Source organism: Streptomyces sp. NPDC056144, from assembly GCF_042264145.1.
GTDB lineage: Bacteria > Actinomycetota > Actinomycetes > Streptomycetales > Streptomycetaceae > Streptomyces.
The window spans coordinates 181,079-202,728 of the sequence record NZ_JBHJVF010000003.1; the positions used below are offsets into that span (position 1 = coordinate 181,079).

A 21,650-nucleotide genomic window follows, 5' to 3' on the forward strand; every position below is an offset into this window, starting at 1 on the left:
GCGCCCCTCCAAATCCCAGACTGCCGTGTCCCGCAGGGCTGTTACCCCGCCATTGTGTCCTGCGCGCCTCGGGCCCCGGTGGTGCCCTCCCGCTCCGCGCCGCGCGCAGCCCCGCAGGGGCAGGCCGGGTGCGGCCGCAGCTGTTCGGCACGCCACTCCAGCAGCGGCAGGGACACCTCCCACCGGGTGCCGGTGCTCGCGGGCAGGTCCCCGTCGAGGAAGGCGAGCGCGTGGGCCGCGGCGAGCCCCGCCACCGCCGTGGCGAGCGCCAGGTCACAGGCGGGCAGCGGGTGCGGCGGCCCCGAGCGCCACTGCGCGAGCAGCAGTGGCCGGAACGGCTGCCGGTCCGTCAGGTGCTCCTGGAGGCAGCGGGCGCAGCCCGTCCCGCCGGGCAGGACGAGCGGCCCGACCGTCCCCGTCGCCTCCACCACACCCGCGTACAGATGGGGGGTACCGGTGGCGATCCACGGCTCGGCGGGGAGCGGGTCGGGGACGTACGCCCCGAGCCCGTCCCGGGGTGTCACCACGACGAGTGACAGCGGGGGAGCGCCGCGGTCGCCGTCCTTCCGGGGCGGGCAGCCCCGGCCGGTGTTCCGGCCGGTGCCCCGACTGGTGCCCGGTCCGGTGCCCGGTCCGGTGCCCGGTCCGGTGCCCGGTCCGGTGTCCCGGGCGAAGCCCCGGGCCCAGCGGCCGACCAGGCGTCGGGCGGCCGTCACCCGGCGCTCGCCGACGGACTCGGCGGGCAGTCCGCCGGGGGCCGTCTCCCAGGGCTCCACGCGCCCGGAGTCCACCACCTCGACCGCTCCCACCCCCGCCGCCGAGAGCAGGGCCGCGACCATCGTCCCGACCCGCCCGGCGCCCCGGACCTGGACGCGCATCGCCCGCCGGGCGCCCAGCGTCCGTACCGCGCTGTCCGGCTCGCGGTGGACGACGGAGAGGGAGGCGAGGTCCGCGCGGAGCGGGTCGAGCGCGGTGTCCACCGCCCCGGCCCCCGGACCCGCCCTGCCCGGCCGCCCGGTCGCCGCGTCGGCGAGGAGCCCGGAGGCCGCGAGCCGGTCGACGCACTCCTCCAGGTGTCCGTCCGGCACCCCGAGCTCCCGCGCCTCGGCCCTCAGCCGCTCCATCCCCCGGGTGCCGTCGAGCAGCCCGAGGACCGCCCCGGTGTGCGTCGTGACCGGACTCATCACCACCGCGTGCGCGGGAGTGATCCCGAACTGGACGCACCGCAGACCCCGCCAGGCGCGCCGCAGCGCCGGCTTCACCATCGGATGCATTTCCCCCGCCCCCGCTCTGACCTTAGGTTTCGGACCACATTTCATGATCGGCAACGGTCGTTCCGTCGCTCTGAGGAGAGAATGCCCCGGCGTCACGACGGGCGCCGAAAGTTGTCCACAGGGCAGGGGAATAGTCATTCAAATGATCAATCTGGGGGTCGTGGCCTCCCCGAAAACCGCCCGGAACCGACCCGGAGACGGGACTTCCGCCGCCATCGCCGGGTAACGTCGGGGCCGTGCCCGCCGACCCACAGCGCAGCGTGACCAGTCAGCCGCCCCGCGGCTCGGGGACGAACGCGGTCGAGGTCCGCAGAAGCCCACGGCGGAGCAGAACCGTCTCGGCCTACCGCGAGGGCGACCGGACCATCGTGCTCATCCCGGCCCGCATGTCCGAGGCCGAGGAACGCCGCTGGGTCACCGTCATGCTCGACAAGCTCGCCGCCCAGGAGAGCCGCGGCGTCCTCGGCGACCGCGAGCTCACCGAGCGGGCCCTCAGCCTGTCGGAGCAGTACTTCGGCGGCAGGGCCCGCCCCCGCTCCGTCCGCTGGGTCACCAACCAGAACACCCGCTGGGGCTCCTGCACCCCCTCCGAGGGCAGCATCCGCCTCTCCCACCGGCTCCAGGGCATGCCCGAGTACGTCGTCGACTACGTCCTCCTGCACGAACTGGCACACCTTCTGGTCCCCGGCCACGGCCCCGGGTTCTGGCGCCTCCTGGAGGCCTACCCCCGCACCGAGCGCGCCCGGGGCTATCTGGAGGGCGTCGTCGCCGCCTCCCGCCTCCCGCACCTCCCGGCCGCCCGCGAGGAGTGACGGCGCGGATACCCCGAGGTGAGAGCGAGTGCGTCAAGTTCGCGATTCCGTACCGATAAACGACCCGCCCTGTCTCAATGTCGTACTCAGCCGTTAGCCTGGCGCGAACATTCGCCATTCGGGATGGGGGACGGTCGTTACGCATGGCCAGGGAATTCCAACGCGGCCACAAGGCCAAGATCAGTGATCTGACCGCCGGAACGGATCTGTACGTCGGCGTGCAGATCGCGGCGCCCGGACTCACCTTCGACATCAGCTGCTTCGGGCTCGACGCGGAGGAGCGGCTCTCCGACGACCGCTACTTCGTCTTCTTCAATCAGCCGAAGTCGCCCGAGGAGTCCATCCAGCTCCTCGGTGCCCAGTCCGGTGACACCGAGTCGTTCCGCGTCACCCTCGACCGCATCCCCGCGAACATCCACAAGCTGTCGTTCACCGCGACCATCGACGGCGCGGGCCAGATGTCCCAGATCGGCCCCGGCCACCTGCGGATCGTCGCGGGCGGCGAAGAGGTCGCCCGGTACGCGTTCACCGGCTCGGAGTTCAGCACCGAGCGCGCCGTGATGCTCGGCGACTTCTACCTGAAGGACGTGTGGCGGTTCGCCGCCGTCGGCCAGGGCTTCGACGGCGGCCTGGACGCGCTCCTGCGGAACTTCGGCGGCGAGGTCGCCGAGGAGGAGCCGACGGCTCCTCAGGCCCAGGCCCCGGCCCCCGGTTTCGCCGCGCCGCCGCAGGCCGCGGCACCGCCGGCCTTCGGCGCGCCCCCGGCCCCGCCCGTCGCCCCGCAGGCCCCCGCGCCCGCGTTCGGCGCCCCGGCCGCGCCCGCGCAGCCGGTCCACGCGGCACCGACGATGGTCGCGCCCGTCGCACCAGCGCCCGTCCCGCCGCAGGCCCCCGCCCCGTACGGGCAGCCGCCGCAGCAGCCGTACGGCCAGGTCCCGGGCCAGATCCCCGGTCAGATCCCGGGCCAGTACCCGGGCCAGGGCCAGCCGCCGCAGCCGTACGGCCAGGCCGCCCCCGCCCCGTACGGGCAGCAGCCCCCGGCCTTCGGCCAGCAGCCCCCGGCGTACGGCCAGCCGGCCGGCGTCCCGCAGGGCGTACCGGCCACCGGCGCGGGCCTCGCCGCCGCGCTCGCGCCGTACAAGGAGACCGCGACCGGCGCCCGCTGGACCCCGCAGAACCAGCAGCTCATGCGGGTCGACCTCGCCATGGGCGGCGTCCCCGTCCTGGCCCGCCAGGGCTCCATGGTCATGTACCAGGGCAAGGTCGACTTCTCCTACAAGAGCGCGGGCTTCTCCGGCCGGATCGTCGGCAACGCCACCGGCCAGGAGATGCAGCTCATGAAGTGCACCGGCCGCGGCCAGGTCTTCCTGGCCGAGGAAGGCGCGCACCTCCACCCGATCGAGCTCCAGGGCGACGGCATCTGCGTCTCCGCGGAGAACGTCCTCGCGTTCGACGAGTCCCTCCAGTACGAGGTCCGCCGCATCGAGGGCCACGGCATCCCCGGCGGCGCCCTCTTCACCATGCAGTTCCAGGGCACCGGCACCGTCGTCGTGAAGACCCACGGCGTCCCCGTCGTCCTGCCCGTCACGCCGACCACCTTCGCCGACTGCAACGCGGTCGTCGCCTGGTCGTCCGCGGCCCAGGTCATCCTCTCCAGCCAGGTCCGGCTGCGCCGCAACGCGTACCCCGGCCACAGCGGGGAGACCGTCAACCTCCAGTTCCGGGGCGCCCCCGGCAACTTCATCGTCGTCCAGCCCTACGAGGTCTGAGGGAGCCCGAAGTCATGAACCAGCAACTCGCGGGCTACGCCCCGACCCCCGTCGCGGCCCGGATGGAGAACCACGGCCGCACCATGCTGAAGGTCGCCATGGCCTCCGGCCAGGACCTGTACGCCCGAGCCGGCTCGATGGTCGCCTACGAGGGCTACATCACGTACGAGCCCAACCCGCCCGCCGCCCGCCAGGTCGCGAAGGAGTGGGCCACGGGCGAGGGCGCGCCGATCATGAAGTGCTCCGGCGACGGCCTGCTCTACCTCGCCGACTACGGCGCCGACGTCGTCGTGATCAACCTCCAGAACGACTCCCTGTCCGTCAACGGCACCAACCTGCTCGCCTTCGACGCCCACCTCCAGTGGGGCGTCGAGCGGGTCAAGGGACTCGCCAAGTTCGCCGGCCAGGGCCTGTTCAACGTGGAGATCGCCGGCACCGGCTGGGTCGCGCTCACCTCGCGCGGCACGCCGATCGTCGTCGACTGCGGCCGCGGCGACGACGAGACGTACGTCGACCCCGACGCGCTCGTCGCCTGGTCCCCGGCGCTCAAGGTCAAGGCCAAGCGCAGCTTCAAGGCCTCCTCCCTCATCGGGCGGGGCAGCGGCGAGGCCATGCAGATGGCCTTCTCGGGCCAGGGCATCGTCGTCGTACAGCCGAGCGAGGACAGCACCGACCGCCTCCGGGTCCGGGGCTGAGGGGGAGCGAGAACACACCATGCAGAGCCCGCTTTTCAACCACGCCGAACAGCAGAGCCAGGAGCGGTACGTCATCCAGAACCCGCAGCTCCTGCGGGTCGCCCTGAACGGGCAGGAGGACATCCTCGCCCGCAAGGGCGCCATGGTCGCGTACCAGGGACTCGTCGACTTCGACGGCGAGTACCAGACCCCCAGCCAGCGCCGGGCCCGCGCCCGCACCGGCGAGGGTCTCGACCTGATGCGCTGCTCCGGCCAGGGCACGGTCTACTTCGCCAACCTCGCCCAGCACATCCACGTCGTGGAGGTCGAGCAGGAGGGCCTCACCGTCGACAGCGCGTACGTCCTCGCGCTCGACTCGACCCTCCACACCGAGGTCATCGCCGTGGACAGCCAGTACGGCATCTCCGGGTCCGGCAAGTACCAGCTCAACATCTCCGGCCGGGGCAAGGTCGCGCTGATGACCTCCGGGCAGCCGCTGATGATGCACGTCACGCCCGACAAGTACGTGAACGTCGACGCGGACGCGATCGTCGCCTGGTCCACCGGGCTGCGCGTCCAGATGCAGGCGCAGACGACGAACTCCAGCGTCATGCGCCGCCGCGGCAACACCGGCGAGGGCTGGGAGCTCAGCTTCCTCGGCCAGGGCTTCGCCCTGGTCCAGCCCAGCGAGGTCATGCCCCCGCAGAACGCGGGCATCGGACAGGGCATCGCCGCCCAGTTCGGCGCCGGCCAGCACGGCTCCCACGCCCAGAACCAGAACAACGCCTGGAACTGAGCGGGTACGGAAAAGGGGCGGCCTCCCACGCGGGAGGCCGCCCCTTTCCCGTACTCAGGAGAGACGCGCGAGCGTGCCCTTCAGCAGCTCCACCACGGACTCGTCCGCGACCCCCGCCACCTCGTCGTAAGCGAACCAGCGCAGGTCCAGCGACTCGTCACTGATCGCCGCCTCGGCGCCGGCCGGCGCCAGCGCCGCGTACTGCACGTCCAGGTGCCAGTTGCAGGGCGCCGGGATCGGGTGCCGGTCGAGCCGCACGGGGCCGCCGGGCAGCAGGGTGAGCCCCGGAATCCCGGACTCCTCCGTCGCCTCCCGCAGCGCCGCCGACTCCACCGTCGTGTCGTCCGCCTCGCAGTGGCCGCCCATCTGCAGCCACATGTTCAGCTTCTTGTGCAGCGTGAGCAGCACCCGGCCCCGCGAGGGGTCGATGACCAGCGCGCTGGAGGTCAGGTGCCCCGCCTCGCACGGCTTGTACATGCCGTCGGGGTGCTCGGCGAGATGCGCCAGATAGACATCGCGCAGCTCCGGCTGGCCCTCGTACCCCTTCAGGACGAGGACCGCGTCGTCGTACAGGCTCACTTCTCGGCGTCCCCGTCTTCCTCGCCGTCACCCTTGGCGGCCTCGCCGAGCAGCTTGTCCAGCTCGGAGAAGTCGAGGGTCTCGCGGTGCACGAAACCGTCCGGGTCGTCCAGGTCCGTCGCCGTCGGCAGCATGTCGGGGTGCTCCCACAGCGCGTCCCGGCCGTCGGCCCCGCGCGCGTCCGTCAGCGAGGCCCACAGGCGCGCCGCGTCCCGCAGGCGCCGCGGACGCAGCTCGAGACCGATCAGGGTCGCGAAGGTCTGCTCGGCGGGACCGCCCGAGGCCCGGCGCCGGCGCAGTGTCTCGCGGAGCGCGTCCGCCGAGGTCAGACGCGACTTCGCGGCCTCGTGGACCACCGCGTCCACCCAGCCCTCGACCAGCGCGAGCGCCGTCTCCAGACGGGCCAGGGCCGCCTTCTGCTCCGGGGTGTCCTCCGGCTGGAACATGCCCTGCTGGAGCGCCTCCTGCAGCTGCTCCGGGTGCGTCGGGTCGAGCTGACCGACGGCCTCCTCCAGCTTCGAGGTGTCGACCTTGATCCCGCGCGCGTACCCCTCGACCGCGCCGAAGAGATGGGCCCGCAGCCACGGCACGTGCGCGAAGAGCCGCTGGTGGGCGGCCTCGCGCAGGGCCAGGTAGAGCCGCACCTCGTCCGAGGGAACGCCCAGGTCCTTGCCGAAGGCCTCGATGTTCAGCGGGAGCAGCGCCGCGCGCCCGGCCGGGCCGAGCGGCAGACCCACGTCGGTCGAGCCGACGACCTCGCCCGCGAGCGCGCCGACGGCCTGCCCGATCTGCTGGCCGAACATGGCGCCGCCCATGGAGCGCATCATGCCGATCAGCGGGCCGGCCATGGCCTGCATCTCCTCCGGCAGGACGTCGCCCATCGCCGCGCCGACCCGCTCCGCGACCGGGTCCACGAGCTGCTGCCACGCCGGCAGGGTCGCCTCGACCCACTCCGCGCGGCTCCACGCCACCGCCGTGTTCGCCCCGGAGGGCAGCGAGGTGACCTGGTCGAGCCAGAGGTCGGCGAGGCGCACGGCCTCCTCTACGGCGGACTTCTCCGCCGGGCCGACGCTGGCGTCCTTGGTGCCGTCGGGGGTGCCCTGGGCCACCACCTGGCGGGCGATCTGCTTGGCCATGTCCCAGTTCACGGGACCGCCCTCGTAGCTCAGCATCTGGCCGAGCTGCTGGAAGGCCGCGCCCAGGTCGTTGGGGTTCAGCGAGCCGAACATCGCCGCGAACGGATTGTCCGCGCCGCCGCCCGCACCGCCCATGCCCGGCAGCCCGCCGAAGCCGAAGGGGTTCGCCCCGAAGGGGTTGCCGCCCTGGCCAGAGGAGCCCTGGCCACCGCCTGCGGGGTCCTTCTTCTTGCCCTCGTCGCCGTTCTCCGGCTCCTCCGGCGGAAGGCCGAATCCGAATGGGGTGTCACTCACAGGTTTCCTCGGCTCGTAGGGCCGCCGGCCTTCTGCCGACGGCGACTGCCCGACCAGGCCTGTCAGACAGACCCGCACACCACCAGCGTAGACATCCGGGCCGGAAATAGGCTCGGTGCTCCGCCGGGGCGTGCCCTGCGGCAGGATGGACGCCACCTGGTCCGTACGCGTCATGCGGCGTACGTACTGAAGACAACCGCTGGAGACGCCCGGTGAGTTCCCCAGATCCTCAGGTTCGCGGAGCGCGAAACCCCTCAACCCGGTCCGCCGCGCGCGGACCCGTCGTCGCGGTCACCGGCGCCGCGTCCGGCGTCGGTGACCTGCTGACCAGGCGCCTGGCCGCCTCCGACGAGATCAAACAGGTCGTCGCCATCGACGAGCGCCGGGGCGAGGTCACCGAGGCGACCTGGCACATCCTCGACGTGCGCGATCCGGCCATCGCCGAGAAGCTGCGCGGCGCGGACGTCGTCGTCCACCTCGCCGTCGACCTCGACCTGGAGACCGACCCCGCCGCCCGCACCGCCTACAACGTGCGCGGCACGCAGACGGTCCTGACCGCCGCCGCGGCCGCCGGCGTCCACCGCGTGGTGCTCTGCACCTCGGCGATGGTCTACGGCGCCCTGCCCGACAACGACATCCCGCTCTCCGAGGACGCCGAGCTCCGGGCGACGGCGGAGGCCACCGGCGTCGGCGACATGCTGGAGATCGAGCGGCTCGGCCGCCGCGCCCCCCGCGCGCACCCCGGCCTGAACGTGACCGTCGTCCGGCCCGCCGTCCTCGTCGGCGGTACGGACACGGCGCTGACCCGCTACTTCGAGTCGCCGCGCCTGCTCGTCGTCGCCGGATCCCGTCCGACCTGGCAGTTCTGCCACGTCGACGACCTGGTGAGCGCCCTGGAGTACGCGGCCCTGGAGAAGGTCGACGGCGAGTTCGCGGTCGGCTGCGAGGGCTGGCTGGAGCAGGAGGAGGTCGAGGAGCTCTCGGGGATCCGGCGCATGGAGCTGCCCTCCGCCGTCGCCCTCGGCGCGGCGGCCCGGCTGCACCGGATCGGGCTCACGCCCTCCCCGGCGGGCGACCTCGCGTACACGATGCACCCCTGGGTGGTCAGCGTCGGGCGGCTGCACGACGCCGGCTGGCGGCCGAAGTGGACGAACGAGGAGGTCCTCACCGCGCTCCTGGAGGAGGCCGCGGGCCGTCACACGGTCGCGGGCCGCCGCCTGGGCCGCAAGGACGCGACGGCGGCGGGCGCGGCCGGCGCGACGGTGGCCCTGCTCGGCACGGCGGCGCTGGTCCGGCAGATGCGGAAGCGGCGCGGGCTGTGAGCGCGCGCTTCTTGTAGGACCCTCCTACGGAGGGTCCCGTCCACAGGTCGAAAGCTCTTCTACCGGATCGTCGGTGCCGTACGGCACCATGGGCACATGGCGCACAAGCACGACCACCCCGGTGAGCAGGCGGCGGACGACCCGATCAAGCTGCTCGCGATCCGTGACACCCCGCTCTCGGTCGACGAGGTCTTCCGGGCCGTCGGCGACGACGCCTCCGGCGGTACGACCCTGTTCGTCGGCACCGTGCGGAACCACGACGGGGGCGCGGACGTCGACGCGCTCGGGTACTCCTGCCACCCCACGGCCGAGGAGGAGATGCGGCGCGTCGCCGAGAAGGTCGTCGCGAACTACCCGGTCCGGGCCCTGGCCGCCGTCCACCGCGTCGGTGACCTGCGGGTCGGCGACATCGCGGTCGTCGTCGCCGTCTCCTGCCCCCACCGCGGCGAGGCGTTCGAGGCCTGCCGGCAGCTGATCGACGACCTGAAGCACGAGGTCCCGATCTGGAAGCACCAGACCTTCTCGGACGGCACCGAGGAGTGGGTGGGCGCCTGCTGAGGGGTTCCGCGGAGAGCTTCCGCGGAGAGCTTCCTCGGAGGGCAAGGCGACGCGCCGACAGCGTGTAGCCGAACGCCCGATTTGCGTAACCGGCCCCCAGGCGCGAGCGTTGATGCCACAGATGAATAATCTGCTGATCAACTCTCTGGGGATGGGAGGTCGGGATGGCAGCGCTGGCCTGGTTGCTGATTCCGCTTTTCGCAGTCGTCGGCGCGGCGATATGGGGAAGCTGGGCATCGAGGAACAGGACGATAGGCGACGGCGCCGAGCTCGCCGGATACGCCAGGTTCAGGGACGCCATGGAGCGGTCCCACACCCCCACGGCCACCGGATCCGCCCCTGTGGAGCGTGAGACGGCCGCGGCCGCGACCCCCGTCCCGACGGTCCCCTCCGGCTGACACTCCGGCCGATTCCGGTCGATCCGGCGCCCGGCCGCCCCGTACGGACCGCCCCAGGGGTGCACCCACAGACGAGTCCCGTACTGTCGTTCCATGCCACGCCGCACCGCGACGATGCTCGCCTCCACCCTGGTGTTGATCTGCCTGCTCATCGCGGGTGTCCTGATCCCGGTGCCGTACGCGGAGATGAGCCCCGGACCGACGGTCAACACGCTCGGAGAGGCCAGGGGAGAGCCCGTCCTCAAGATCTCCGGTCACAAGACCTACCCGACCGACGGTCACCTCAACATGACGACGGTCCGCGTCACCAGCGCGGACTACAAGATGAACGCCGTCGAGGCCGTCTACGGCTGGCTCGCCCACGACAACGTCGTGGTGCCGCACGACACCCTCTACCCGGACGGGAAGACCGAGGAGGAGTCGAGCCAGGAGAACGCCGAGGAGTTCAGCCAATCCCAGGAGAGCGCCAAGGTGGCGGCCCTCGGGGAGCTGGGCATCCCGGTCACCAGCCGCGTCGTCGTCGCGACCGTGGTCAAGGGCTCCCCGGCCGAGGGCAAGCTGCACGCCGGTGACGTCATCAAGGCCGTCGACGGCGTCGCCGTCACCGAGCCGGGCGACGTCGCCAAGCAGGTCACCAAGCGCAAGCCCGGCCAGGACGTGGTCTTCACGATCGTCCCCGCCAAGGAGGCCGCCGAGGCCGAGAAGGCCGGCAAGGAGCCGACCGTCACCCGGAAGGTGGTCATCAAGACCGCCACCTCGGAGGAGGGCGACCGGGCGATCGTCGGCATCCAGGCCGGGACCGACCACGTCTTCCCGTTCACCATCGACATCAACCTGGCCGACGTCGGTGGCCCCAGCGCCGGTCTGATGTTCGCCCTCGGCATCGTCGACAAGCTCACGCCGGAGAGTCTCACCGGCGGCAAGTTCATCGCCGGCACGGGCACCATCGACGACAAGGGCCGGGTCGGCCCGATCGGCGGCATCGAGATGAAGCTCGTCGGCGCGCGCGACGCGGGCGCGGAGTACTTCCTCACCCCGGCCGACAACTGCGCGGCCGCCGCCTCCGACACGCCCGACGGACTGACCCTGATCAAGGTCGACACCATCGACGACGCCACGAAGTCGCTGGAGAAGCTCCGCAAGGGCGACACGGCGGGCCTGCCGCACTGCGCGAAGGGCTGAGGGAAGGCCGGGAGACGAAAAGACGCGACACGCGCGAGGGGCGCCCGTTCGGCCGACCGGGCGCCCCTCGCGCGCGTGGTGCGGGACGACTCAGGAGAAGGTCGCCGCCAGCGCCTCCGCGAGCCCCGGCACCAGGTCGGGGCCGGTGAGGACCTCGGTCGCCGTGTCCTTCTCGCGCAGCCGGATCGCCGCCTCGCGCGCGCCGCTCCGCAGCACCGCCACGGTCATCCGGACCTCCTGGCGGTCCGGGTGGGAGGCCACCCACTTGGCGAGCTGCTTCTCGTTCAGCCCCTGCGGGACCTGGGCCTCGGCCGACGGAGGCAGCATCAGCCGCTCCACCGTGAGGGCGCAGCCGGCCACGCCGTCCGGCCAGGCGATCGTGCCGAGGAAGTCGTCGAGGGGCTTGCCGCGCGGCAGCTTGTCCTGCTCGATCGGGGTGTAGGCGGTGGTGGTGGCGTCGGCGGACAGGCCGAGCTGGGAGGCGAGCCGGGGCTCCTGCGCGCGCAGCCTCGCGGTGTCGACCAGGGCGAAGAGGCGGGCGGGCTGGTCCCAGCCGAGACCCGAGGCGTACTCGTCGATCTCGAGCACCGCGCGGGTGAGGGGGCTCGCGGCCATCGCCGGGCCGGAGGGGGAAACGTTGGACATGACCAATATCCTGCCTCGTCTTCCACGGAACACGGGAACTAGGTAAAGCCTCAGTAAGTTGCACCAGTGGGCTCTACGATCGCGGGGCCTGCATTCAGACCCATCAAGACCCATCAAGACGCATCAACATCGAGGGGCGCACGTTGGCTTTCCAGATGCCGGACCGCGGCGGGAGCCCGTCCGGGCCGAGGGTGAGAGTCGGCCGGCCGTCCCGGCGGGCCCGCACCCTGCTCATGACACTCGGGGTGCTGGCCGTCCTGGCCATGGCGTTCGTGATGTTCGCCGGGTTCTGGACGGACTGGCTCTGGTACCGCTCCGTCAAGTACTCGTCCGTGTTCACGACCACCCTGTGGACCAAGATCGGACTCTTCGCCGTCTTCGGTCTCCTCATGGGGCTCGCGGTCGGTTTCAACATCTGGCTGGCGTACCGGCTGCGGCCGCCGCTCAGCGCGATGTCGGCCGAGCAGCAGAGCCTCGACCGCTACCGCATGGGCGTCGCCCCCTTCAAGAAGTGGGTGCTCCTCGCGGTCACGGTCCTGGTGGCGCTCATCGCCGGCGCCTCCGCCTCGGGCCAGTGGCGCACCTGGCTCATGTGGGTCAACGGGGTGAAGTTCGGCCAGAAGGACCCGCAGTTCGACCTCGACGTGGCGTTCTACGCCTTCGACCTGCCCTGGTACCGCTTCCTTCTCGCCTTCGGCTTCGCCGCCGCCGTCCTGTCGCTGATCGCCGCCGCGCTCACGCACTACCTGTACGGCGGACTGCGGATCTCCAGCCCCGGCGCCCGCGCGACCGCCGCCGCCACCGGTCACCTCTCGGTGCTCCTCGGCGTCTTCGTGTCGCTCAAGGCCGTGGCGTACTGGCTCGACCGGTACGGCCTCGCGGTGAAGTCCAGCGACTTCAAGGCCACCGGCAACTGGACGGGCCTGCGGTACGTCGACGCCAACGCGTACCTGCCGGCGAAGACCATCCTGTTCTGCATCGCGGTGATCTGCGCCGTGCTGTTCTTCGCGACGCTCTGGCGCCGCACCTGGCAGCTGCCGGTGATCGGCTTCGGCCTGATGGTCCTGTCCGCGATCCTGATCGGCGGCCTGTACCCGGCGATCGTGCAGAAGTTCCAGGTCCAGCCGAACGAGCAGGCCAAGGAAGCGCCGTACATCCAGAAGAACATCGACGCGACCCGCAAGGCGTACGCGATCGACGGGACCAAGCCCGAGAACTATTCGGGCAAGTCGACGGTGAAGAACAAGGACCAGCTCCGCACGGACGCCGACACGGCGGCCAGCTACCGCGTCCTCGACCCGAACATCGTCTCGCCGACGTTCCAGCAGCTGGAGCAGAAGCGGAAGTACTACCAGTTCCCGACGACCCTGGACGTGGACCGCTACCAGGGCCAGGACACCGTCGTCGGCCTCCGCGAGCTCAACATCAAGGGCATCCCGAAGCGGAACTGGATCAACGACCACTTCACCTACACCCACGGCTACGGCGCGATCATGGCCAAGGGCACGCAGACCGACGCCAACGGCTCCCCGGTCTTCACCGAGTCCGGCCTGCCGACCACCGGTGACCTCGGTACGTACCAGCAGCGGATCTACTACGGCGAGAAGACCGACCAGTACTCGATCGTCGGCGGCCCGCAGAAGGAGCTGGACTACGAGGACAACGGCGAGAAGACCACCAGCTACAAGGAGAAGAGCGGCGTCAGCCTCTCCGGCGCGTTCAACCGCGCCGCCTACGCGGTGGCCTTCAGCGAGCCGCAGATCCTCTACTCGGGGGCCATCGGCGAGGGTTCCCGGATCCTCTACAACCGCACCCCCAAGGAGCGCGTCGAGGCCGTCGCCCCCTGGCTGACCATCGACGGCGACGCCTACCCGGCGGTCGTCGACGGCAAGATCCAGTGGATCGTCGACGCCTACACGACGACGAACGGCTACCCGTACGCCTCGCGCACCACGCTCGGCGACACGACGGCCGACTCCCTGACGGTCGGCAACCAGCAGCGCGCGGTCGTCGCCCAGCAGAACCAGGTCAACTACATCCGCAACTCGGTGAAGGCCACCGTCGACGCCTACGACGGCACGGTGACCCTCTACCAGTGGGACACCCAGGACCCGGTCCTGAAGACCTGGATGAAGGCGTTCCCGGACACGGTCAAGGCCAAGTCCGAGATCAAGGGCGACCTGATGGCGCACCTGCGGTACCCGCAGGACATGTTCAAGGTCCAGCGCGAGCTGCTGACCCGCTACCACGTCACCGACCCCGCGCAGTTCTACAGCGGTTCGGACGCCTGGCAGGTGCCGGACGACCCGACCAACAAGGACGGCAACGCGGTCCCGCCGTACTACCTGAGCATGAAGATGCCCGGGGACACGGCGCAGCGCTTCTCGCTGACGACGACGTTCACGCCGAACGGGCGGCCCAACCTGGGCGGCTTCATGGCGGTCGACGCCGACGCCACCAGCAAGGAGTACGGGCGGCTGAGACTGCTGCGGGTCACCGAGGACGTGCCGGGCCCCGCCCAGGTGCAGAGCAAGCTCAACGGCCTCCCGGACGTCGCCCAGTTCGTCCGGGACATGAAGGGCGCCGACTCTGACATCCAGTACGGCAACCTGCTCACCGTGCCCCTCGACGGCGGCTTCCTGTACGTGGAGCCGGTGTACGCCCAGGGCCGCAACGCGCTCTACCCGCTCCTGAAGAAGGTCGCCGTGTCCTATGTGGACGCGGACCAGCCGGACGGTGACACGACCAAGGACACGACCGTGTTCGAGGACAACCTCACCGCGGCGCTGAACGCGGTCTTCGGGGTGGAGGGGCCGACGAAGCCCACGACCCCGCCGAAGGACGGCACCACGCCTCCGCCGGCCACGTCGAACGACGCCGCCCTGAAGTCGGCGATCGCCGACGCGCAGAAGGCGTACGACGCGGGCGAGGCGGCGCTCCAGAAGGGCGACTGGACGGCCTACGGCAAGGCGCAGGAGGACCTGCAGGACGCCCTCCAGCGCGCGGCGGAGGCCGGAGCGAAGCTCAAGACGACGGGGGCAAGCGGCTGACCTGAGGTTTTGCCCCCTCGCGTCGTGATACTGTGGTTTCACCGACGCGGGGTGGAGCAGCTCGGTAGCTCGCTGGGCTCATAACCCAGAGGTCGCAGGTTCAAATCCTGTCCCCGCTACTCAGAACGAGGGCCCGGATCCTTAAGGATCCGGGCCCTCGTCGTGTGTCGACGTGACGGAGGGCGCGAAGGGCGGTGCGGAGGGGGCGGGTTGGCGTGAGCCGTGTTTGACTTGTCTCTCTGTGGGCATGTCGACAAAACGCTGAGGGACCTCACTGGCTGCGGTATACCAGGTGTGCTCGGGTTGCGGGTGGTGCGACGATGGTATTTATGGGGGACAGGGCAACTCTGTTGGAGACAGGGCGGTTTGTGCAGCGGCATGCCAGAAACGCCGCGGACGAGATCATCGAGACGGTGGCGGCCGTCGACGCTGCCGTCCACACCGCCACCCAGGCCGCGAGCAAGGCCGCTGCCGACGACGTCACCGATACCGACACCGACACCGACACCGACACCGAGACGGAAACCGAGAGCGAGGCGCGGCACCGGCGTGCCGCCGAGCGCGGTGACGTCGCCGCGATGAGCGCGCTCGGCGCACTGCTGCTGCGCCGCGGCGACCTCGACGGCGCCGAGCCCTACCTGCGCGGTGCCACGGCCGAGGGGGACCGGGCCGCCGCCAACAACCTGGGCGTCCTGCTGCACCAGCGCGGATACGCCGACGAGGCCGCCGGCTGGTGGCGGGTCGCCGCCGTCGCGGGCTCCGCGCCCGCCGCCCACGCGCTGGGCCGCCACCACCGCGAGCGCGGCGACGAGCCGGCCGCCGAGTACTGGCTGCGCCAGGCCGCCGAGCAGGGCCACGCCCTCGGCGCGTACGCCCTCGCCGACCTCCTGGAGCACCGCAGCGACGTCGGCGCCGAGCGCTGGCTGCGGGCCGCCGCCGAGCAGGGCCACCGCGAGGCCGCGTACCGGCTCGCCCTCGCCCTGGAGCGCCGCGCGACCGAACCGGGCCGCGGGCCGCACGACACGGGCCGCCCCGACGGCGGCCGCCCCGGCGCGGGCGTCGTCGGCACGCCCGCGGGCGTACTCGGCGCGGTTCCGCCCGCCGGCGCAGCGCCCGGGGGAGTGACGGACACCCAGCCGCCCAAGGGCGAACTCACCGAGGCCGAGCAGTGGTTCCGCCAGGCCGCCGCCCGGGGGCACCAGCGCGCCGCGCTGCACCTCGGCGCCATCCTGGAGAAGCGCGGTGAGCTCAAGGAGGCCGGCCGCTGGTACCTGAGCTCCGCCAAGGAGGGCGAGTCCAAGGCCGCCTGCGCCCTCGGCTTCCTGCTGCGCGACGCCGGTGACCAGGAGAGCGCCGCCGTGTGGTGGCTGCGCGCCGCCCAGGACGGCGACGGCAACGCCGCCAACGCCCTCGGCGCGCTCCACGCCGCCCGCGGCGAGCAGCAGACCGCCGAGCGCTGGTACCGCGCCGCCATGGACGCGGGCGACGTGAACGGGGCGTACAACCTCGGGCTGCTCTGCGCCGCCCAGGACCGCATCCCGCAGGCCGAGCAGTGGTACCGCCGCGCCGCGTACGCGGGCCACCGCGAGGCCGCCAACGCGCTCGCCGTCCTGCTCCTCCAGGCCGGGGACGCGGGCGGCGCCGAGCCGTGGTTCTCCAAGGCCGCCGAGGCCGGCAGCGTCGACGCCGCCTTCAACCTGGGCATCCTCCACGCGGGCCGCGACGACGACCGCAAGGCCCTCGACTGGTACGAGCGGGCCGCCGCCGCGGGCCACACCGAGGCCGCCCTCCAGGTCGGCATCGCCGCCCTCCGCGACGGCGACGAGCGGACCGCCGAGCGCCACCTGCGCTGCGCGGCCGGCGGCGGCAGCGCCGAGGCGGCCTTCCGGCTCGCCACCGTCCTCGACGCCCGCCGCCCCGAGCCCGGCCCCGCCGTGCTCGGCGCGCCCCGGGAGGAGAAGACGGAGTGCGAGGAGTGGTACGAGCGGGCCGCCCAGCAGGGCCACCGCCGTGCCCAGGTCCGGGTCGGCATGCTCGCCGCCGGACGCGGCGACCTGGTCGAGGCCGACCGCTGGTACCGGGAGGCGGCCGAGGCCGGCAGCCGTAACGGCGCCTTCAACCTCGGTCTGCTCCTCGCCCGCGAGGGCAGCGAGCGCGAGGCCGCCCTCTGGTGGACCCGCGCCGCCCGGGCCGGGCACGGGCGCGCCGCGCTCCGGCTCGCGCTGCTCGCGGCGCGCCGGGGCGAGCTCACCGAGGGGCGCCACTGGTGCGCCCGCGCGGTGGAGCTGGGCCCGGCGGAGGTGGCCGAACGCGCGGCCCGGCTGAGCGAGGCGCTGCGCGAGGAGCTCACCGCTTAAGCGATTTGCTCTGTCCTGACCAGTCCCGTAAGGTTGTGTTTACCGACGCGGGGTGGAGCAGCTCGGTAGCTCGCTGGGCTCATAACCCAGAGGTCGCAGGTTCAAATCCTGTCCCCGCTACTCAGTAGCAACGAAGGCCCGGATCGTGAAGACGATCCGGGCCTTCGTCGTATGCGCATAGGGCGAAGCACGAAAAACGAGCCCCCTGAAGGGGCTCGTCTTCGTGGAATCTCAGGCCGTCGTCGCGCAGTTCGGGCAGAGGCCCCGGTACGTGACCTCGACGTTGGAGATCGTGAAGCCGAAGCGCTCGGTGTCGGGCAAGTCCGCCAGCGGGTCGCCCGACGGGTGCACGTCGCGGATCGCGCCGCAGTTGCCGCAGACCAGGTGCTGGTGCGGGCGGTGGGCGTTGGGGTCGTACCGCTTGGCGCGGCCGTCCGTCGCGACCTCGATGACCTCGCCGAGCGTCACCATCTCACCCAGCGTGTTGTACACGGTCGCGCGCGAGATCTCGGGCAGCCTCGTCACGGCGCGCGCGTGGACCTCGTCGGCGGTCAGGTGCACATGGTCCCCGTCGAGGACTTCGGCCACGACACGCCGCTGCGCGGTCATCCGCCAGCCGCGTCCGCGCAGTCGTTCCAACAGGTCACTCATGGGGGCCAGCCTAACAGTCGGGGGACACCTGTCCCGAACGGGTGTGACTTTGGAAGTTCACTTGACTTAGACATTGTCCATTGTAGGATCGAACCCGGCACTGGCCAAGGACCCGAGGAAGGGTTCCCGGGCTGAGGGACAGGACGGGCAGGACATGACGCAGGAGGCGCACGTGACGCAGGGACCGCTCACCACGGAGGCCGGCGCGCCGGTGGCCGACAACCAGAACAGCGAGACCGCCGGCCTCGGCGGCCCCGTTCTGGTCCAGGACCAGCTCCTCCTGGAGAAGCTCGCCCACTTCAACCGCGAGCGCATCCCGGAGCGCGTGGTCCACGCGCGCGGCGCGGGCGCCTACGGCACCTTCACGCTCACTCGTGACGTCTCGCAGTGGACGCGCGCGAAGTTCCTGTCCGAGGTCGGCAAGGAGACCGAGACCTTCCTGCGGTTCTCCACCGTCGCCGGCAACCTCGGCGCGGCCGACGCGGTCCGCGACCCCCGCGGCTGGGCGCTGAAGTTCTACACCGAGGAGGGCAACTACGACCTCGTCGGCAACAACACCCCGGTGTTCTTCATCAAGGACGCCATCAAGTTCCCCGACTTCATCCACACCCAGAAGCGCGACCCGTACACGGGCTCGCAGGAGGCGGACAACGTCTGGGACTTCTGGGGCCTCTCGCCGGAGTCGACCCACCAGGTCACCTGGCTCTTCGGCGACCGCGGCATCCCCGCCTCGTACCGCCACATGAACGGCTACGGCTCGCACACGTTCCAGTGGAACAACGAGGCCGGCGAGGTCTTCTGGGTCAAGTACCACTTCAAGACCGACCAGGGCATCAAGAACCTCACCCAGGACGATGCCAACCGCCTGGCCGGCGAGGACCCGGACTCGCACCAGCGCGACCTGCGCGAGGCCATCGAGCGCGGCGACTTCCCGACCTGGACCGTGCAGGTCCAGATCATGCCCGCGGCCGACGCGGCGACCTACCGCTTCAACCCGTTCGACCTCACCAAGGTGTGGCCGCACGAGGACTACCCGCCGATCGAGATCGGCAAGCTGGAGCTCAACCGCAACCCGGAGAACATCTTCGCCGAGGTCGAGCAGTCGATCTTCTCCCCGGCGCACTTCGTGCCCGGCATCGGCCCGTCCCCGGACAAGATGCTCCAGGGCCGCCTGTTCGCGTACGGCGACGCCCACCGCTACCGCGTCGGCATCAACGCCGACCACCTGCCGGTGAACCGCCCGCACGCCACCGAGGCGCGCACCCACTCCCGCGACGGCTTCCTCTATGACGGCCGCCACAAGGGCGCGAAGAACTACGAGCCGAACAGCTTCGGCGGCCCGCACCAGACCGACCGGCCGCTCTGGGTCGGCTCGGCCGTCACCGGCGTCACCGGTGACCACGCCGCCCCCTCGCACGCCGAGGACGACGACTTCGTGCAGGCGGGCAACCTCTACCGCCTGATGTCGGAGGACGAGAAGGGCCGTCTGGTCGCGAACCTGTCGGGCTTCATCGCCAAGGTCTCGCGCGAGGACATCGCCGAGCGCGCGATCGAGAACTTCCGCAAGGCGGACGGAGACTTCGGCAAGCGGCTCGACGCCGCGGTCCAGGCCCTGCGTGGCTGAGGGCGCTTGCCGTAGGTAGGGACCGGGCCGGACTCCGTGAGGGGGTCCGGCCCGGACTCGTTCAGCGCCCCGCGACGCTGTGCGCCGGGATCCAGCAGCGGATGATGTCGCGTACGGAGACCATGCCGACCGGCCCGTGGCCGTCGAGCACGACGAGGTGGCGGAAGCCGCCGTGGGTCATGGCCTCGGCCGCCTCCGCCAGGGTCCAGCCGGGTGCGGCGAAGACGACCTCGTGGGTGGTGTGGGAGCCGGCGGTCTCGACGTCGGGGTCCTGGTCGTGGGCGAGGGAGTTGAGGATGTCGCGCTCGGTGATGATCCCGAGGCCGCCGGCGTCGGTGTCGAGGACGACGGCCGCGCCGACGCGCCGTGTCGACATCAGCCGGGCGGCCTGGCGGAGGGTGTGGGCGGGGCCGATGGTGAGGATCACGGTGCTCATGGCGTCACGGACGAGCATGGGCGGAGCCACCTCCTTGGTGAATCCTTCAAGAAGAACGGATTCACAAGTTCACAAGTGGGGGGACTCTCAGAGTGGCACCGGGGGAGGGGCCCGACAAGGGGGCGCGCGAGGCGCCCCCGGGGTGTGAGGAGGGCGCTCAGCCCTGCGTGCCGTCCACGCTCTCCTGGTTCAGGTAGCTCAGGAGTTCGCCGTGGAGCAGGCCGTTGGACGCCGCCGCGTTCCCGCTGTGCGGGCCGTGCCGGCCGTCGAGACCCGTGTACGTGCCGCCGGCCTCCTGCACCACGATCGCCACCGCCGCCATGTCCCACAGCGACAGCTCCGGCTCGGCGCAGATGTCCACGGAGCCCTCGGCGACCATCATGTACGGCCAGAAGTCGCCGTACGCCCGGGTCCGCCAGCACGCGCGCGTGAGGTCGAGGAAGCCGTCGAGCCGCCCCTGCTCCTCCCAGCCGCTCAGCGAGGAGTACGCGAAGGAGGCGTCCGACAGGGACGCGACCTGGGAGACGCCCAGCCGGGTCGCCGAGGAGAGGCTGCGGCCCGTGTACGCCCCCAGGCCCTTCGCCGCCCACCAGCGGCGGCCCAGCGCCGGGGCGGAGACCACGCCCACGACCGGCTGGAAGCCGTTCTCGCCGGCCTCCATCAGCGCGATCAGGGTCGCCCAGACGGGCACCCCGCGCACGTAGTTCTTGGTGCCGTCGATCGGGTCGATCACCCAGCGGCGCGGGCCGGTGCCCTCGACGCCGTACTCCTCGCCCAGGATCGCGTCGCGGGGCCTCGCGCGCTGGAGCTGACCGCGGATCAGTTCCTCGGCGGCCTTGTCGGCCTCGCTGACCGGGGTCATGTCCGGCTTGGTCTCGACCTTGAGGTCGAGCGCCTGGAACCGGTCCATGGTGGCCGCGTCGGCGGCATCGGCGAGGACGTGGGCGAGACGCAGGTCATCGTGGTAATCGGCCATGGTCGGCACTCTATCCCCGAGCTGTGAACGCGCGGAGAACCGTCCATGACGGGCTCCACGACGGGTCCACGGCGGGTTCACGGCGGGTTCACGGCGGAGGCCTCGGCCATGTGTTCGCCCGTCGCCCGGGACCTTGACAGGGTGCGGACCCCTGCCGAGGCTGGGCGGAGAACCGTTCCTCCCGGAGGTGGCGATGGCGCGTGCCCGCGAGGCCCTGCTCGACGCCGCGCTCGCCGCGCTCGCGCACGACGCCTGGTCCGCCGTCCGCATGGCCGACCTCGCCGCCGGAGCCCGCGTCTCGCGCCAGACGCTCTACAACGAGTTCGGCAGCAAGGAAGGGCTCGCCCGCGCGCTCGCCCGCCGCGAGGCCGACGCCTATCTCCAGGGCGTACGGCGGCTGCTCGCCGCCCCGGCGCCGCCTGAGCGGAACCTCGTCGCCGTCGCCGAGTGGACCGTCACCCGCGCCGCGACCCGCCCGGTCCTGCGGGCCCTGCTCACCGGCGCCTGGAACGAGCGGCTCCCCGCGCCACGTCCCGCGCGGCCGGGCGCCCGCCCCGCCCCCGTACCCGCCCAGAGGCGTGCCGACGCCGGGCCGCCCGCACCGGGCGAGCTGGTGGCGGAGACGGCGGCGCGCGCGGGGGAGCGGTGGGCGGCCTGCTGCGAGCTCGCCGTGCGGCTGGCCCTCAGTCATGTGGTGGCCCCGGCCTCGCCGCTTGGCACCCGGCGCGCGCAGCCGGACGGTCGGCGCCCGGAGCCGGACGGTCAGTGCGCGGAGCCGGAGAGCTGGAGTCCGATGACCCCCACGATCACCAGGCTGATCGAGACGATCTTGAGCGTGGAGACCACGTCGCCGAGGAAGATCATCCCGTAGATCGCGGTCCCGGCCGCGCCGATCCCCGTCCACACCGCGTACGCCGGACCGACGTCCAGCTTCCGCAGCGCGAGGGTGAGCAGACCGAAGCTGCCGAGCGCGAAGGCGGCGAACGCGATCGTCGGCCAGAGCCGGGTGAACCCGTGCGAGAGCTTGAGGCAGACCGCGAAGCCGGTCTCCAGGATGCCCGCCACGACCACCAGCAGCCACGCCATCGTCAGTGCCTCCCACGCCTTCGGTGACCGC

19 protein-coding genes and 2 tRNA genes are annotated in these 21,650 nt (G+C 71.9%); 13 read left to right on the top strand and 8 right to left on the bottom strand.

Annotated elements, in window-relative coordinates:
* Positions 1 to 41: 41 nt before the first annotated feature.
* Positions 42 to 1,274 (bottom strand): TOMM precursor leader peptide-binding protein, encoded by a 1,233-nt coding sequence (locus ACFC0Z_RS11665; RefSeq protein WP_376435498.1) that lies wholly within the window; start codon positions 1,272 to 1,274, stop codon positions 42 to 44.
* A 236-nt stretch (positions 1,275 to 1,510) separates the two neighbouring features.
* On the opposite strand from ACFC0Z_RS11665, the gene ACFC0Z_RS11670 reads away from it, so the two are divergent.
* The 4 genes from ACFC0Z_RS11670 (at position 1,511) to ACFC0Z_RS11685 (ending at position 5,325) form a co-directional block, all read left to right on the top strand.
* Positions 1,511 to 2,086, top strand: a complete 576-nt coding sequence (locus ACFC0Z_RS11670; RefSeq protein ID WP_376435501.1) for a M48 family metallopeptidase — start codon at positions 1,511 to 1,513, stop codon at positions 2,084 to 2,086.
* A 143-nt stretch (positions 2,087 to 2,229) separates the two neighbouring features.
* The gene (locus ACFC0Z_RS11675) at positions 2,230 to 3,855 is read left to right on the top strand and encodes a TerD family protein (RefSeq protein WP_376435503.1); all 1,626 of its coding nucleotides are present in this window, start codon (positions 2,230 to 2,232) and stop codon (positions 3,853 to 3,855) included.
* A 14-nt stretch (positions 3,856 to 3,869) separates the two neighbouring features.
* Positions 3,870 to 4,550, top strand: a complete 681-nt coding sequence (locus tag ACFC0Z_RS11680) for an AIM24 family protein (protein WP_376435506.1) — start codon at positions 3,870 to 3,872, stop codon at positions 4,548 to 4,550.
* Positions 4,551 to 4,569: 19 nt separating this feature from the next.
* Positions 4,570 to 5,325, top strand: coding sequence for an AIM24 family protein (locus ACFC0Z_RS11685; protein ID WP_376435508.1), 756 nt, complete (start codon positions 4,570 to 4,572; stop codon positions 5,323 to 5,325).
* A gap of 54 nt (positions 5,326 to 5,379) precedes the next feature.
* Here ACFC0Z_RS11685 and ACFC0Z_RS11690 read toward each other — a convergent pair whose 3' ends face one another.
* On the bottom strand, positions 5,380 to 5,904 hold the full coding sequence (locus ACFC0Z_RS11690) for an NUDIX hydrolase (RefSeq protein WP_376435511.1): 525 nt from the start codon (positions 5,902 to 5,904) through the stop codon (positions 5,380 to 5,382).
* On the bottom strand, positions 5,901 to 7,334 hold the full coding sequence (locus tag ACFC0Z_RS11695) for a zinc-dependent metalloprotease (RefSeq protein WP_376435514.1): 1,434 nt from the start codon (positions 7,332 to 7,334) through the stop codon (positions 5,901 to 5,903). Before ACFC0Z_RS11695 ends, ACFC0Z_RS11690 begins: the two co-directional genes overlap by 4 nt.
* 212 nt (positions 7,335 to 7,546) lie before the next feature.
* On the opposite strand from ACFC0Z_RS11695, the gene ACFC0Z_RS11700 reads away from it, so the two are divergent.
* The 3 genes from ACFC0Z_RS11700 to ACFC0Z_RS11710 all read left to right on the top strand — a co-directional run bounded on the left by ACFC0Z_RS11700 (position 7,547) and on the right by ACFC0Z_RS11710 (position 10,794).
* Positions 7,547 to 8,656 carry an SDR family oxidoreductase gene (locus ACFC0Z_RS11700; protein ID WP_376435516.1) on the top strand — a complete coding sequence of 370 codons (1,110 nt, stop codon included), beginning with the start codon at positions 7,547 to 7,549 and terminating at the stop codon, positions 8,654 to 8,656.
* 96 nt (positions 8,657 to 8,752) lie between these two features.
* On the top strand, positions 8,753 to 9,214 hold the full coding sequence (locus ACFC0Z_RS11705; RefSeq protein ID WP_376435519.1) for a molybdenum cofactor biosynthesis protein MoaE: 462 nt from the start codon (positions 8,753 to 8,755) through the stop codon (positions 9,212 to 9,214).
* Positions 9,215 to 9,705: 491 nt separating this feature from the next.
* Complete coding sequence (locus ACFC0Z_RS11710; RefSeq protein ID WP_376435521.1) at positions 9,706 to 10,794, top strand: PDZ domain-containing protein; 1,089 nt, start codon at positions 9,706 to 9,708, stop codon at positions 10,792 to 10,794.
* Positions 10,795 to 10,884: 90 nt separating this feature from the next.
* Here ACFC0Z_RS11710 and ACFC0Z_RS11715 read toward each other — a convergent pair whose 3' ends face one another.
* Complete coding sequence (locus ACFC0Z_RS11715) at positions 10,885 to 11,439, bottom strand: PPA1309 family protein (RefSeq protein WP_376435523.1); 555 nt, start codon at positions 11,437 to 11,439, stop codon at positions 10,885 to 10,887.
* Positions 11,440 to 11,594: 155 nt separating this feature from the next.
* Between ACFC0Z_RS11715 and ACFC0Z_RS11720 the strand changes: the two genes are divergently transcribed.
* The 4 genes from ACFC0Z_RS11720 (at position 11,595) to ACFC0Z_RS11735 (ending at position 16,966) form a co-directional block, all read left to right on the top strand.
* On the top strand, positions 11,595 to 14,489 hold the full coding sequence (locus ACFC0Z_RS11720; protein ID WP_376436647.1) for a UPF0182 family protein: 2,895 nt from the start codon (positions 11,595 to 11,597) through the stop codon (positions 14,487 to 14,489).
* Positions 14,490 to 14,534: 45 nt separating this feature from the next.
* Positions 14,535 to 14,608: transfer RNA gene (locus tag ACFC0Z_RS11725), tRNA-Met, on the top strand.
* A gap of 201 nt (positions 14,609 to 14,809) precedes the next feature.
* Positions 14,810 to 16,846, top strand: a complete 2,037-nt coding sequence (locus tag ACFC0Z_RS11730) for a sel1 repeat family protein (protein ID WP_376435526.1) — start codon at positions 14,810 to 14,812, stop codon at positions 16,844 to 16,846.
* Positions 16,847 to 16,892: 46 nt separating this feature from the next.
* Positions 16,893 to 16,966: transfer RNA gene (locus tag ACFC0Z_RS11735), tRNA-Met, on the top strand.
* Between the two features lie 111 nt (positions 16,967 to 17,077).
* Here ACFC0Z_RS11735 and ACFC0Z_RS11740 read toward each other — a convergent pair.
* Complete coding sequence (locus ACFC0Z_RS11740) at positions 17,078 to 17,497, bottom strand: Fur family transcriptional regulator (RefSeq protein ID WP_376435529.1); 420 nt, start codon at positions 17,495 to 17,497, stop codon at positions 17,078 to 17,080.
* A gap of 154 nt (positions 17,498 to 17,651) precedes the next feature.
* Between ACFC0Z_RS11740 and ACFC0Z_RS11745 the strand changes: the two genes are divergently transcribed.
* A complete protein-coding gene (locus ACFC0Z_RS11745; RefSeq protein ID WP_376435532.1) occupies positions 17,652 to 19,121 on the top strand; it encodes a catalase in 1,470 nt (489 codons plus the stop codon).
* Positions 19,122 to 19,182: 61 nt separating this feature from the next.
* On the opposite strand, the gene ACFC0Z_RS11750 is transcribed toward ACFC0Z_RS11745, so the two are convergent.
* Both ACFC0Z_RS11750 and hisN read right to left on the bottom strand, forming a co-directional pair.
* Complete coding sequence (locus ACFC0Z_RS11750; protein ID WP_376435534.1) at positions 19,183 to 19,575, bottom strand: cyclic nucleotide-binding/CBS domain-containing protein; 393 nt, start codon at positions 19,573 to 19,575, stop codon at positions 19,183 to 19,185.
* Between the two features lie 139 nt (positions 19,576 to 19,714).
* Positions 19,715 to 20,533: a histidinol-phosphatase gene (gene hisN, locus ACFC0Z_RS11755; protein ID WP_376435537.1), complete on the bottom strand. Its 819-nt coding sequence runs from the start codon at positions 20,531 to 20,533 to the stop codon at positions 19,715 to 19,717.
* A 193-nt stretch (positions 20,534 to 20,726) separates the two neighbouring features.
* On the opposite strand from hisN, the gene ACFC0Z_RS11760 reads away from it, so the two are divergent.
* On the top strand, positions 20,727 to 21,404 hold the full coding sequence (locus tag ACFC0Z_RS11760) for a TetR/AcrR family transcriptional regulator (protein ID WP_376435540.1): 678 nt from the start codon (positions 20,727 to 20,729) through the stop codon (positions 21,402 to 21,404).
* Here the strand turns inward: ACFC0Z_RS11760 and ACFC0Z_RS11765 are convergent.
* On the bottom strand, positions 21,296 to 21,619 hold the full coding sequence (locus tag ACFC0Z_RS11765; RefSeq protein WP_376436650.1) for a DMT family transporter: 324 nt from the start codon (positions 21,617 to 21,619) through the stop codon (positions 21,296 to 21,298). The genes ACFC0Z_RS11760 and ACFC0Z_RS11765 overlap by 109 nt on opposite strands.
* Positions 21,620 to 21,650: the final 31 nt, after the last annotated feature.